Consider the following 13,678-nt stretch of genomic DNA (forward strand, 5'->3'; position numbering starts at 1 on the left):
TGTGGTACGAATGTGTGCACCTGGTGGCGTGGTCGCCGGAAGGATGACCGTTGCATTCGAACGAATATCACGAGCCATATCAACGAATACCATAGATGAGCGAATCGCCCACTGAGGGGGCCGACAACCGTTCACACCCGAGTTTTATCTCGCAACGCTTTTCCCTCGAGACGCCGGACAGTTTACATGGCGAACGACGTTCCCGAGCACGAGCCCTATTCTTCGAAGCTACAGGTACCGGAAGCGCTAACGTTCGATGACGTCCTTCTTCGGCCGAAGGAGAGTCGTGTCGAACCCGATGACGCCGACCTCACCTCGCGAGTCTCGAAAACCGTCGAGGTCTCGGTTCCGATTCTCTCGGCGGCGATGGACACCGTCACCGAAAGCGGCATGGCGATCGCGATGGCCCGCCACGGCGGCCTTGGCGTCCTCCATCGCAACATGAACGTCGACGAGATGGTCGAGGAGATCGAGCGCGTCAAAAGCGCTGACGAGCTCATCATCCCCCTCGAGGATGTCGTCACTGCCGACCCCGAGATGAGCGTCCGCGAGGTCGACAACCTGATGGCCCGGCAGGGCGTCGGCGGCGCACCCGTCGTCAACACCAATGGCGAGGTGCTGGGGATCATCTCGAGTACGGACATCCGGCCCCACCTCGAGGTCAACGAGGACGACCCGGTGACGGAAGCGATGACCGATGAAGTCATCACGGCCCACGAGGACATCGACGCTCGCGACGCGTTCGATCTGATGTACGAGCACAAGATTGAGCGCGTACCGGTCGTCGACGACGAGAACCTGCTGGTGGGCCTCGTGACGATGCAGGGTATCCTCCAGCGCCGCGAGTACCAGGAGGCAGTCCGCGACGAGGACGGCCGACTCCGCTGTGGCGTCGCAGTCAGTCCCTTCGAGCAAGACCGCGCTGAGGCCGCCGACGAGGCCGGCGCGGACGTTCTCTTTATTGACACCGCACACGCGCACAACCTGAACGTTATCGACGGCGCACGCGAGATCAAGGAGTCCGTCGACGCGGATGTCGTTGTCGGCAACGTCGGCACCCGTGAAGCGGCCGCGGATCTCGTTGATTTCGCCGACGGGATCAAAGTCGGCATCGGGCCGGGCTCGATCTGTACCACGCGCGTCGTCTCGGGAGCCGGCATGCCCCAGATCACGGCCGTCGCACAGGTCGCCGACGTCGCCGCCGAACACGATGTCCCTGTGATTGCCGACGGTGGCATTCGATACTCCGGCGATGCGATCAAGGCGATCGCCGCCGGCGCGGACGCGGTCATGCTCGGCTCCTATTTCGCCGGCACCGACGAGGCACCCGGCCGCGTCGTCACGATGAACGGCAAGAAGTACAAGCAGTACCGCGGCATGGGCTCGGTCGGCGCGATGAAATCCGGCGACAGCGATCGCTACCTCAAGGACGAACCCGAGGAAGACGACGAGTACGTCCCCGAGGGCGTCGAGGCCGCAACGCCGTACAAGGGCACGCTCCAGTCCGAGCTCCACCAGCTCGCCGGCGGCATGCAGTCGGGTATGGGCTATGTCGGCGCGGCGACGATCCCCGAGTTCAAGGAACGCTCGGAGTTCGTCCGTATCTCGTCGGCTGGCCAGGCTGAGAGCCACGCCCACGACGTCGTCATCACCGACGAAGCGCCGAACTACTCGCCCGACAGCGAGTAACGGACGCCAGCCGACGCCAACGCGGGTCATACTAATTCCGTTCGACGAATCTTTCCGGTCGTCGTCGTCGGCAGTTCGTCGACGAACTCGATCGCACGCGGATACTCGTATTCTGCCAACCGCTCTCGAACGAGCGTCCGGATTTCAGTCCGTAACCCGTCCGAGCCGGTCTCTCCGGCGGCCGGTTGGACGACCGCCTTGATGATCTCGCCGCGGGTCTCGTCGGGCACGCCGACGACGCCGACCTGTTCGACGGCGTCGTGCTCGAGGATCGCTTCCTCGACTTCCCGCGGCGCGACGCGATAGCCGCTCGTGATGATGAGATCGTCGTCGCGCGAGACGAACCAGAGGGAGCCGTCCTCGTCGCGTTTTGCGAGGTCGCCGGTCCGGTGCCACTCCCCGAGTGTCACCGCGGCCGTCTTCTCGGGTGCGTTCCAGTACTCCTCGAAGATCACGGGATCGTCGCCACGTCGAACCGCGATCTCGCCGACCTCGCCGGTGTCGACGGGGTCGCCGCTGTCCGGATCGATGACCGCGACGTCGTGGCCGGGAACCGGTTTCCCCATGCTCCCTGGCTTCGCGGGGAACCAGTCGCGGCAGTTCGTGACCAGCAGGTTCGCCTCCGTCTGGCCGTACAGTTCGTTGATGACAGTCCCCTCGAGTTCCGCGTCCGCCCACTCCAAGATCTCGCGTGTCAGCGGTTCGCCGCCCGAACAGATCGCCTCGAGCGACAGGTCGTACTGCTCGGTGGGGTCGTCGACCTCCATGAGCATCCGGATCGCCGTCGGCGGAACGAAGGCGTTGGTCACGTCGAACTCCGCGGCGAGCTCGAGGGCGGTTTCGGGGTCGAACGACCCCATCGGGTAGCCGACGACCGGCCGGCCGTAGTGCCACGCGGGGAAGACGAGGTCGCCCAGCGCGCCGATCCACGCCCAGTCGGCCGGCGTCCAGTAGACCGAGTCGCCGCGGACGTCCCGCTCGAAGTACATCGAAAACGCCGGACAGTGGCCGACCCAGAGGTCGTGGGTGTGGAGAACGCCCTTCGGTTCGCCGGTGCTGCCGCTCGTATACATGACGATCGCCGGCGTGTCGGCATCCGTCGCGACGGTCTCGTACTCGCTCGAGCGTCCCTCGACTGCTGCCTCGAAGGTCTGGACGGTCGTTTCACCGATCCGTGTCGGTTCCGGGTCGCCGTCGACCACGAGCACGTGTTCTAAGGCAGGACAGTCGGGTGCGACGGCGTTGATCGTCTCCCACTGGGCGGCGTCGACGACGGCGACCCGCGCCTCGCTATCCTGCAACCGGTAGCGTAGCGCGTCGTCACCGAACAGCACCGACAACGGGAGCGATACTGCCCCCCGTTTCCAGCACGCGAGATGAGTGAGGACGTTCGCCGGCTTCTGTGGAACGGCGATCGCGACTCGGTCTCCGCGGTCGACACCCATCGACTCGAGGGCGTTGGCGACGGCGTTCGATCGCCGATCGAGGTCGTCGAAGGTGTACGCCTCGCGGCGACCGTCCGGATACGCCTGGAAGAGCGCCGGCCGATCGCCGTCGGGATGTTTCCCTACCAGATCGGTTGCCGCGTTAAAGTCAGTTGGAAGGTCCCACTCGAACGACTCGCGAGCCTTGTCGTACGAATCTTCATCGAATGTGACATGCCACGCCATACCGCGCCATACTACGAAGTCCCAAATAAACGGTTGGGCCGGGTCCAGTGACTTGACTGGCCTGGACTAGAGACCGGGGAAACGTGGCGTTTCGACGGTTACGTCGACGTCTTCGAGTCGCGGATCCGACGCCAGGTCGGCCACGAGTTCCCGCTGTGGGTCCGCGGTCCGCGACTGGTACAGCGTCCACTCGTTGGACTCGATGTCGTCGTCTCCTGCTCGCCAGCCGACGACGAGCCGCGCCCGGCGCAGTCGCGTCCCAGTGACGAGACGGAGTTTCTCTACGGCCTCGAGCGGCACGACGATGTTCCGCTCGTCGAACGTTTCGATATCGTCGGGCGGCAGGTCTGCGATCGCAGCCCGATCGCGTTCGCCCATATCGGCCCGCAAGAGCAGCGATCGATAGGATTCGCCGACGAAACAGAGGAGGAGCCGTTCGTCGGTCAGGATCAGTTCCCAGAACTCGAGTGAGTTCGGTCGCTGGCGAAACCAGTGGGTGAGCCGCGCGATGATGGTCTCGGTCGTCATTGGGTCATCACCGGCGTGTTCGACCGCCGGCTGGGGGACTGTGTGGTCGGGCATTTGTGGTTAGTGCTCGAGCAGCGGGTGGAGATCGGTCGGCAGTTCCTCCCACTCCTGGGTCGCAAGCGAGACGCCGATAAATAACACGACGGCGACGAGGAGTGCGACGGTGCCGACCGGGAACGCGTCGGGGAACGGATAGAACGCCATGATGCCGCTTGCGAGCCCGCCGTAGCCCGCGACGTCTGCGGCCATCGGGATGGCGCTGTAGAGGACGTTGACGGTGAGGCCACCGACGATCGAGGCGATCGCGCCCCACTTCGTCGCGCCCTTCCAGTTCATGCCGAAGACGGCGATCGGGACGAACGCCGCAGCGAAGAAGCCCCAGCCGATCGTCCCGAGGATGCCAACCAGCGCCTCGGAGTAGTAGACGACGCCCGTCGAGAGGATCGTCAGCCCGGCCAACGCCACCTGCGTGACCCGAAGCTCCGTCTTGTCGTCCTCGATCGGGCGGCCCAGCGCCCGCGGAATGTCCCTCGAGACGGCCGCCGCGCCGATGTTGAGAAACGAGTCGCTCGTCGACATGATCGCCGCGAGCAGCGCCGCGAGGATGAGCCCGGCGACGACGCTTGGCGTGTACTCGAGGACGAAGACGGGGCCGACCTCGCTTGCGCTAAACGTCTCTGCGATCTCGCCGGCTTCGACCATCGAGCGCATCGACAGTCCCGCCGAGAAGGCGATCAGGCTCGAGACGGCATACGAGAGGGCGGCGATCGGCGCGCCCCACTTCAGAATTTCGAGGTTTCGGCTCATATAGAACTTCGTGATCAGGTGGGGCTGGCCGGCGGCACCGACCGAGAAGAGAATCCACCACGCGATGCCGACGAGGACGGCCGTCGTCGCCTCGCCCATCGCACCGAACGGCGAGACGAGCGCAGGGTCGGCGCTCGCGAGGTTTCTCGAGATCGTTCCCATACCGCCGCCGAACGACATCGCGTACGCGAAGACGAATACTGCGCCGGTGATCATCGTCAGCGCCTGCAGGAAGTCGGTCCAGACGCCCGCGATCATGCCGCCGAGCATGCTGTAGAGCAGCAAAATGAGGGCACCGCCGAGCAGTCCCCAGATGACGGGAATCCCGAAAATAGCACGCATGACGAACTGCAATGCTGCGAGGTTCGTCGCCAGATAGGCGATCACGCCGACGATGACGGCCAGCCCGGTGAGTCCGCGGACCCAGTCGCTTTCGTAGCGGACGTACATCCCATCTGCCAGCGTGAGGACCTTCCGGATGTCCGCGAGCAGGCGCAGCCGTTTGGCGAGGACGACCCAGGTCAGCAGGAATCCGAACGGTGCGGTAAAGAAGATCCACAGCGACGTCGTCCCGAACGCGTAGACGAGTTCGGGGCCGCCGACGAAGCCGAACCCGGACTGGATGACCGAGAAGGCGGTCATCGCGAGGACCCAGGTCCCGATGCTCTTGCCGGTGATGAGGAAGTCGCCGGTCGTCTGCGTTCGCATGTAGCCCCACGCCCCGATCAGGACGACGATCAGCAAGTATGCCGCTCCGAAGGCGAGGATGATCGGATCGTCGGCGACCGGAATGCCACCCGACTGCAGCAGGGTCGACGAGAGCGACGCGCGTTCAATCATCGGTCCCCTCCACGTCGGCCGTCCGATCGAGCCCGTCCGTGCTCGTCGATCGCTCGATTCGCCGCGGCTCGAGCGGGACCTTCGTCCGTTGCTGTCGGTCCCGTGCCTCGCTGATGATCTCGTCGACGACCGCATCGCTGCCGATCCGGTCGAAAATCGTCACCGAGTAGTAGATCGCCGCGAACGCGGGGGCGAGCCATAGGAGCGCGAAGTAGACGAGCGTCGGCCTCGGCACACCGAGTGCGTAGGTGTAGCTCGCTACGTCCGGGCTCCACAGCAGCCAGATCCCCGTGAGTCCACCGAGGAACAGCACGGCAAGCCCGGCGACGAGGCCGGTATAGGGCTCGAGCGCCGAGCCGTCGTGTTCGATCGACGCGGAGGCAACGACGGCGAGGATGAACACCGCCGCGACGTACGAGAACACGCGATAGGCCCCGAGACTCGCGGCGACGAGCGCCCCAGCCGCGAGGAGGGCGATCCCTGTCATCAACGTATTTCGTGCCATACACACCTCCGTCCGCCGCGTACTATGTGATTCGTGGCCACGTGCCACGCCGGTCCCTGCCTGCTCGAGCGAGACGGCCCGTCGACGAAGCCGTCGTGATCTGTGGCTCGTCTAGAATTGGTAGTGACTACCATGTTCCTACACCTCACATGCGAATACAAACACCTATTTTAATCATTCGCCGGTCAGTGGGGGTCTCGTCCATCAGACGGTCTGCTGTCTCGAGCTTCGATGCACTTCGCAGGGCGGTTACGTTGCGCTGGAACCCACTCTCATACGGTCTACTGTCAGTCATTGCCGGTGTAACCGCGACCGCCCTGCGGTTGCACCGGGAAATCGGTACAGCAAACCGTATCAGGAGTCCGTCTCACTACCGGAGCCACGATTCGTCTCCGTCTCATCTACGCCGCTCGAGGCAGTACAGTGCATTGCTGCTCTCGACGCCGACGAAGTGTGGCTGTCAGGAGAAACCGCGGACGACCGAGTTTACACGTCTATCGACGGGGTTCGAAACGCTCCCTCATCGAGTTCGGGATCGTACTCTTCGATCGCGGCTCGAACCAGCGTGAACACACCCTGTTTGCTCCAGCGGGCGGTGTTGATCTCGAGGTCGTAGAACGATCGGTCGGCGATGTCGATCTCGTAGTACGACTGGTAGCGTCCGGCTTCGCTGACCTCGCGGACGCGCATCTCCGCTTCGGTTTCGGTGCGATCCTCGATACGGTCGAGCCGGACTTCCTTGGGTGCGTCGAGCCAGATCCGCATGTCTGCACGGTCACCGGCCAGCCAGCCCGCCAGCCGCGACTCGAGGATGAAGGGTTTGTTTGCCGTGCCCCATTTCTCGGCGATCTGCTGGAGGCGCTGGTCTAACGCGCGGTCGATCTCGTCGTCCTCGTCGGCTTTCGCGGTGAGTTGGTTGAGACTCATGTCGCGATCTTCGGCGAGTTCGCGGAAGATGTCGCCACCGGAGACGTAGGGACAGCCCATCGCGTCGGCGAGGCGCTCACACAGCGTGGTCGCCCCACACCCTGGTGGGCCAGAGACGGTGAGAAAGAGTGTCGTGTCGATTCGGTCGGTCGAACTGTCTGCTGTGGCCATACGTTGAGTCACTGCATCCCCCGTGAAAAGGTTCCGCCCCACCCGATCACTGGGGATGGTCTATACTACCAACTGAAACTGGGTACACACTGATCGCACAGCCCTCGTTCGAGCAGGTGTGTACTGATACTGCCGGACAGCAGTCAATACGAAGTCGGTCGTGAATTCGCGGCCGTCTCCACCGGTGACGGCCGCAGCAGCGCGACCGATCGTCANAATACGAAGTCGGTCGTGAATTCGCGGCCGTCTCCACCGGTGACGGCCGCAGCAGCGCGACCGATCGTCACGTCGTTCTGTCCGGCAGTATGACTTGCAGTGGCGACTATCGGTCGGTTCGAAGAGTAACGCCTACAGTCGTCCGCCCCTCAACGCCGGACGTGAACCGTCGGACGGTACTTCGAACCGCAGGAGTGGTCGCCACTGTCGGGCTCTCGGGCTGTGTCGAGGCACTACAGGAACACTACGAGGGGAGCTTCCGAGGGGTGGTTCCGGTCGAAATCTATAGCGAGGCCAACCAGCCCTACGACGTCACACTCGAGGCCTTCAAGCCGGAGACGGACCGCCAGACCTACGACGAGAGCTTCACGATCACGGCCGGCCAGCGGGCAACGGCACCGCATCTCGAGGCGACCGAGCAACGCTTTCGTGTAACCAAGATCGACCGGGAGGACCGCACTCGACAGCTCACTAAAGAGGAGCGAATCACGCCGAGGACGAACAATGTGACCGTTCGGATTACTGACGACGATCTGATACTGGAACTCGAGCGTGATGACGAGGAGTCTGGAGCGGTTGCCGAACCCGACTCAGTCGACTCGAATTCGAGCGACACTGGAACGAGCACCAACGAGTCCGTCGCCGACCGATAACGGGTTCCTCGCCGCTATTGTATCGATCGCCGTCCGACAGCTGCAGTGACCGATCAGGGATACGGATGAAACGCCCGCTCGAGGCGCGATTCGAAGCCCAGCTCGTCGGGCACCGTCCGCGCGCGCTCGCCGAAAAACGGCGCGTCGGTAAACAGCGGTTGCGCACCCGGAACGACGACCCGGACAGCCTCGAAACCGAGTGCCTCGACGTCTCGAGTCGTCAAGCGTGCGGCGGCTGGCGTCAGGTCGGCGTCACGCACCCGTGAGCAGAGCTCCTCGAGCCGATCGGCACCGGTCGGGACCGGATCAGGCCCGACACTTGCCGCGGGCACGGCCCGGTCGACATCGACGAACTCCCGTGCACGAGCGGGAAACGCGGCGTACTCGCCGATCGCGCCACCGGCGTCAGAAGCCTCGTCGGGGCCGAGACTACGCAGTTCCATCCAGTTTTGGATGGCTTCCTCGAGTGCCGATGTCGCGGCCGCTTCGGCGTCGAGGCCGGCCGCCGAGCCGACGGCGAACGCCGGCCACGCGTCGTCACCCGGCGAGATCCCGTCGTTACCGTCGAGCGCGTCCGGCTCGCGATGGACGGCCACAGCGACGACGGGCACGTCGATATCCTGCGTGACGAGCAGCGGCGTCACCGACAGCCCCTCGCTTTTGGCGCGGCGCTCGAGCGTGTCGAACGCGTCAGTCTCGACCGACAGGCCGAGTGGCTCGAACGTCGAGTACCACGCGAGCATGGTCGCGTCGCGCTCGATCACTTCCGTCAGCCCGGAGACGAGCGCGTCGACAGTCGAGGAGCCAAGTCCCAGCCCAGTCGTGATCGCCGGGACCAGCGCCTCGCCGGGCTGGGGGAACTGGACCGCCGCGGCGGGTAGGTGGGTCTCCTCGCCCGTTGCGAGGTTCTCGCCGGGGACCCAGCGATGGACGTCGCTCGGGTCGTAGGCCGGCGCGTCCTCGGGTCGGACGAGGTCCGTCGGCGCGATTGTACTCTCAAGGTCGTCCTCGCTCGCGTGGACGAAGTCCGCCTCGAGGTAGACGCCGGCGCAGTACCGTTCGAGCCCCTCGCCGACGGCTTTCATCAGTGCGGCGTTCCAGTTGTCGGCGACGCCAGCGGCCTGCCGGGGTGCGCTCGCGTCGCTGTAGGCGGTCGTGTCCGCGACCGTCGACAGGTAGTACGGTGCCGGGAAAGACTCGACTTCGGCGATGCTCGAGATGGGACCAACGCGATCGTCGATTGCTCCCTCGACATGTTCGACCGCAGCCTCGAGCGGGAGCGTTTCGGCGTCGCGCTCGAGCGTGCGATCCCGCTCGCCCTTGGCGCACGTACAGCCCGGAATGGGCAGTACCTGCCGGCGGGCGTGGGGTATTTCGCGTACCTGCCCGATGATCGACTCCTCGTCGCCGGAGAGGACGCGCACACACTCCCGGCCGGCGATCGCGCCGGCGAGTCGTGCTGCGGCGCGGTCGGCCTGTGGCTTTGCGGCGCGATCCTCGACGTTCGATGCGACGCGTGCGCGCAGACAATCGAAACAGGCAGTGGCGGGCGCAAAGCCCGAGATAGCCGCGTCCACGTCCGGGAGTGGATGGTTGCCGACCCCGCCGATCTCGACGGCGATCCAGGGCGTGCCACCCTCGAGTGCGGCCTCGTTGGCCCGGTCGAACGTCGTCGAGCCAGCGACGTCGCTGACGACTGCAAAGCGGGCGTCGGCGAGGTCGCCGGGACTGGCATCGCGGACACCGACGTCGACGTCATCGAGTGCGGTGACGACGGCTTCGCGGACCGGGTCGTCACCCACGACTGAGACTTGCATACCCCTATCTGCTGGGGCGGGCGGCAAAAACGCCCCGCTCGAGCGTCGCGACGTGAGCGTCTGGATCAATCCTCGACCGTCGTCATCGAATCGACGTAGACGAGTTCGTCCGCGTTCTCGAGCAGGCGAACCCCCCAGGTGACGGTGACAGGAACGAGCGCAGTCGTGAAGACGGCGATGAAGACGAGGATCGAGAACAGCGACTGGTCGATGACGCCGGCGCGAAAGGCGACTTCGGCGATGATGATCTCGACGGTGCCGCGACCGTTCATGCCGAAGCCGACGACCAGCCCTTCGCGGGAAGTCAGCGACGTCGGCAGCGCAAACAGCCAGGAACCGATGATCTTGCCGAGGAAGGCGATGGTGACGAGTCCCGCAAGCACGCCGATGCTGTCTGAAAAGACATCGAACGTGATCTGGAAGCCGACCGTGACGAAGAAGACGGGTGCGAACAGCCCCATCGCGAGGTCGTAGATGACCACGCGGATGTGCTCGTAGAGTCCGGGCTCGACGTCGGACTGGCGGAGGAACATCCCAGCCATGAACCCGCCGATGATCATGTGCAACTCCGCGAGCGTCGCGAGCTGGGCGAACAGCAGGGAAACGAGCAGGGCGAACGTAAAGGCGGTCGTCCGATCGACGAAGCCGTAGCGTTCGCGCTGGCGCTCGATGTACCGCCACGCGAGCGGCAAGAAGCGATAGCCCAAGAGGAGCGTGACCGCAAAAAAGCCGATCGCCTGCAGGATGATCGTGCCGAGTTCGGTCGGATCGAGCGTCCCCGCCGTCACGTAGCTGTCGATGCCGGCGAACACGATGAGCACCCCCACGTCGGAGGCGAGCGCGCCGCCGAGTAACACGTTCGCGATCCGCGTCTCGAGCAAGTCGAGGTCCGCGAGAATGCGCGATTTCGTGGCCAGCGACGTGGCGGCCATCGCGAGCCCGAGAAACAGCGCCGCGCCAGCGGAGACGCCAAGCCAAACGCCGGCAGCGTAGCCCATGCCGAACGGGATGACGAAGGCCCCGAAGGCGATCAACAGCGCCTGCGGGCCGAGTCCGAACAGTTCACGGAGATCGACCTCCATCCCGACGTAGACCATCAGGAGGAACACGCCGAGTTCGGACAGCACTGAGAGCAGCTCCGAGGGGTGTAACACGCCGAGTAGCGCCGGGCCGAACGCAATGCCGGCGAACAGTTCGCCCATCATCGTCGGGTAGCCGACTCGCTCGGCGAGTGCGCCAAACACCCACGCGACGGTGAGAACGAGCAACAGGCTCAGCAGGTCGATGCTGACCGTCTCGACCATCCGCTACACCTCCGTGGTGGCTGTGGCTGGTGGGTGTTCCATCGACGCTCGACTCGGTCGAGCCAAACGACACACAGGTACTTTACTGGACCGGGCGGAAACTGGACTCCTGAAACTCGAGACAACAGCCCGCTTCAGACGGACTCCTGTCAGTCAGTTCCGGCGTCTCCGCGAGCCGTCCTGCGGATACGCCGACACATCGGTACAGCAGCCCGTCTCAGTCGTTGGTACTGGTCTCGAGTTCGGTGCCGGTCTCGAGGTCGTCGCCCAGCGTCGGTCCCGCAGGGCTCTCAGTCACGTCGACGTTACGCCAGGTACCTCTGCGATACCAGCCGTAGGTGAGCACGGCACCGACGACGTTCGAGATCGCGAAGGCGATCCAGATCCCGCGGTAGTCGATCGTCTGTGAAAGGCCGTAGGCGATCGGCAGTCGGATCAGCGCGTACGTCACGAGGACGATCGCCGCCGCGGTCAGCGTCTTGCCGGTCCCACGGAAGCTGCCGTTGTACGCACGCATTACGCCGATGAACCCGAACGATGGAGCGACATACCGGAGGAACGTCACGCCGACATCGATGACCTGCTGGTCGTCGGTAAAGGCGGCCGTGATCGGTTCCGCGGCGAGCCACGCCACGACGCCGAGTACACCGAGGATGACGAACATGGTGCGGGCGGCGAAGTTCGCGGCAGCTTCTGCGCGATCCGGTTTGTTCGCTCCGACGTTCTGGCCGGTCATCGTCTCGACGCCGCGGGCGACCGCGATCGCTGGCAGAAAGATGACCGAGAACACGCGCGTCCCGATCCCATAGGCGGCGACGACCGTATCCGGGAAGAAGGCGACGATCACCAGCAGCAGGTTGATCGAGAGCGCACGGCCCATTCCTTCGATTGACGCCGGGAACCCGATACTGACGAGTTTCTTCGCGAAGGAGAGGTCTGGCCGCATCTGTTCGAGCCGGATCCGAACACCTCTCGCACCCTGAAACATGATCGCGAGCCCGACGACGAGCGCGAGGGAACGGGAGAAGACCGTCGCGATCGCTGCCCCCTCGATTCCGAGTCTGGGGAACGGCCCCCAGCCGAAGATCAGGAAGGGGTCGAGGATGACGTTGAGCAGCACCGAGCCGAACATGACCAGCATCGGCGTGATCGTGTCCCCGTAGCCCCGCATCAGTGCAATGAAGACGAAGAAGCCGAACATAAACGGCAGCCCGAGCGAGATAACCTGCATGTAGGCGGTCGCAAGCGGCAATACGTCGTCCGATGCGCCCAGCAGACCGAGCAGTTCTTCGACGAAGCCGTAGCCGACGAGCCCGAGGATCATCGCACCAAGCAGTGACACCGCTACCGTCTGGGAGGCGGCGTACTCCGCTTTCGACCCCTCATCCGCACCGGTGTACTGTGCGACGAGGACGCTCCCGGCGACCGACAGCCCCATTCCAACCGAGATCAGCAAGAAGACCATCGGGAACGCGAAGCTAATCGCTGCGAGCGCCTCGGTGCTGTACTGGCCAAGCCAGAACGTGTCGATGAGGTTGTACGCCGTCTGCAGCAGATTCGTCACGATGATGGGCAACGACAGATAGAACAGCGGCCCCGCGATGTCGCCGGAGGTCAGATCGAACTCGTCGCGGCCCTTGAACAGCCCCGAGAGACGATCCAGGAGACTCATCCGTTTGCCTCCCCGTCTCCGGTCCCGTCGGTCGTTGGTGGAGCGTCACCTTCACTCGCTGCCGCCGGCCGCAGGGTTTCGTCGATATACTCGTGGACGTACTGACGCGTTCGTTCGGGCGGCCGGTCGACCGCAGTCGCACGCGTCTGTGCACCGTGAAACAGCGTGACGAGGAAGTCGGCCGTCGCCTCCGGCTCGACATCGTCACGGAACTCACCCGCCTCGAGCCCGTCGGCGACGAGCGTCGCGATGCGCTCTCGGAGCGCGCGGTCGAACTCGCGCAGTCGCTCCCGGTAGGCCTCGTTGTACGGCGACTGCGCTTTGATCTCGAGGATTGCCGTCCGGAACTCCTCGGCGGAGTCGTCCGACGGCGTCAGCAGTTCGTCGGTGAACTCGTGGAGCCGTTCGGCCGGTGTCTCGCCGGGCACGGTCTCGGTTCGCTCCTCGAATCGGTCGAGCAGAAACTCGAGAAACGACTCGAGGAGGTCCTGTTTACTGTCGAAGTGGTAGTGGAGGGTCCCTTTGCTCTTTGTCGACTCGGCGGCGATATCTTGCATTGTCAGCTCCGCATACCCGTGTTTACAGAGGGCACAATGTGTCGCCTCCATGAGGTCGTCGATCGTCTCGTCGGTCATTCAGAACGGATCTATCTAACTTACTGACTGGCCAGTCAAAAGCCCTTCGTCCATCGTCGGCAGTGGCTGAGAGGCACACGCAACCGGTCTGTGTGCCATTGTCAGTACCGAACGGCGATCCGTTCCGAAGAACGAACACTGACCGCTATCGACGTCACGCGTCATACGGACTCCTGTCAGTCAGTTCCGGTGCACCCGCGACCGTCTTGCGGGTACACCGGGACATCGTGACAGCAGCCCGTCT

At 64.4% G+C, this 13,678-nt stretch carries 11 protein-coding genes; 2 read left to right on the plus strand and 9 right to left on the minus strand.

Annotated elements, in window-relative coordinates; all coding sequences use genetic code 11:
- Positions 1-186 precede the first annotated feature (186 nt).
- Positions 187-1,689 (plus strand): IMP dehydrogenase, encoded by a 1,503-nt coding sequence (gene guaB, locus C476_RS09255; protein ID WP_008012204.1) that lies wholly within the window; start codon positions 187-189, stop codon positions 1,687-1,689.
- Between the two features lie 26 nt (positions 1,690-1,715).
- Here the strand turns inward: guaB and C476_RS09260 are convergent, their stop codons facing one another.
- From C476_RS09260 to cmk, 5 genes are all read right to left on the minus strand, one after another.
- Positions 1,716-3,359 carry an acyl-CoA synthetase gene (locus tag C476_RS09260; RefSeq protein ID WP_008012206.1) on the minus strand — a complete coding sequence of 548 codons (1,644 nt, stop codon included), beginning with the start codon at positions 3,357-3,359 and terminating at the stop codon, positions 1,716-1,718.
- 66 nt (positions 3,360-3,425) lie between these two features.
- Positions 3,426-3,941 (minus strand): hypothetical protein, encoded by a 516-nt coding sequence (locus C476_RS09265; protein WP_008012208.1) that lies wholly within the window; start codon positions 3,939-3,941, stop codon positions 3,426-3,428.
- A 6-nt stretch (positions 3,942-3,947) separates the two neighbouring features.
- Complete coding sequence (locus tag C476_RS09270; RefSeq protein WP_008012210.1) at positions 3,948-5,534, minus strand: sodium/proline symporter; 1,587 nt, start codon at positions 5,532-5,534, stop codon at positions 3,948-3,950.
- A complete protein-coding gene (locus tag C476_RS09275; protein ID WP_008012211.1) occupies positions 5,527-6,039 on the minus strand; it encodes a hypothetical protein in 513 nt (170 codons plus the stop codon). The genes C476_RS09270 and C476_RS09275 overlap by 8 nt, the downstream gene beginning before the upstream one ends.
- 486 nt (positions 6,040-6,525) lie before the next feature.
- Complete coding sequence (gene cmk / locus C476_RS09280; protein WP_008012212.1) at positions 6,526-7,137, minus strand: (d)CMP kinase; 612 nt, start codon at positions 7,135-7,137, stop codon at positions 6,526-6,528.
- Positions 7,138-7,514: 377 nt separating this feature from the next.
- On the opposite strand from cmk, the gene C476_RS09285 reads away from it, so the two are divergent.
- The gene (locus tag C476_RS09285) at positions 7,515-8,006 is read left to right on the plus strand and encodes a hypothetical protein (protein ID WP_152418193.1); all 492 of its coding nucleotides are present in this window, start codon (positions 7,515-7,517) and stop codon (positions 8,004-8,006) included.
- A 53-nt stretch (positions 8,007-8,059) separates the two neighbouring features.
- On the opposite strand, the gene C476_RS09290 is transcribed toward C476_RS09285, so the two are convergent.
- The 4 genes from C476_RS09290 to C476_RS09305 form a co-directional block, all read right to left on the minus strand.
- Positions 8,060-9,823 carry a YcaO-like family protein gene (locus C476_RS09290; RefSeq protein ID WP_008012214.1) on the minus strand — a complete coding sequence of 588 codons (1,764 nt, stop codon included), beginning with the start codon at positions 9,821-9,823 and terminating at the stop codon, positions 8,060-8,062.
- A 65-nt stretch (positions 9,824-9,888) separates the two neighbouring features.
- Positions 9,889-11,127 (minus strand): cation:proton antiporter, encoded by a 1,239-nt coding sequence (locus C476_RS09295; protein WP_008012215.1) that lies wholly within the window; start codon positions 11,125-11,127, stop codon positions 9,889-9,891.
- 217 nt (positions 11,128-11,344) lie between these two features.
- Positions 11,345-12,799, minus strand: a complete 1,455-nt coding sequence (locus tag C476_RS09300) for an MATE family efflux transporter (RefSeq protein ID WP_008012216.1) — start codon at positions 12,797-12,799, stop codon at positions 11,345-11,347.
- The gene (locus C476_RS09305; protein ID WP_008012217.1) at positions 12,796-13,434 is read right to left on the minus strand and encodes a TetR/AcrR family transcriptional regulator; all 639 of its coding nucleotides are present in this window, start codon (positions 13,432-13,434) and stop codon (positions 12,796-12,798) included. The genes C476_RS09300 and C476_RS09305 overlap by 4 nt, the downstream gene beginning before the upstream one ends.
- Between the last annotated feature and the right edge of the window lie 244 nt (positions 13,435-13,678).

Origin of the sequence: Natrinema limicola JCM 13563 (assembly GCF_000337475.1) — an archaeon.
GTDB classification, from domain to species: domain Archaea; phylum Halobacteriota; class Halobacteria; order Halobacteriales; family Natrialbaceae; genus Natrinema; species Natrinema limicola.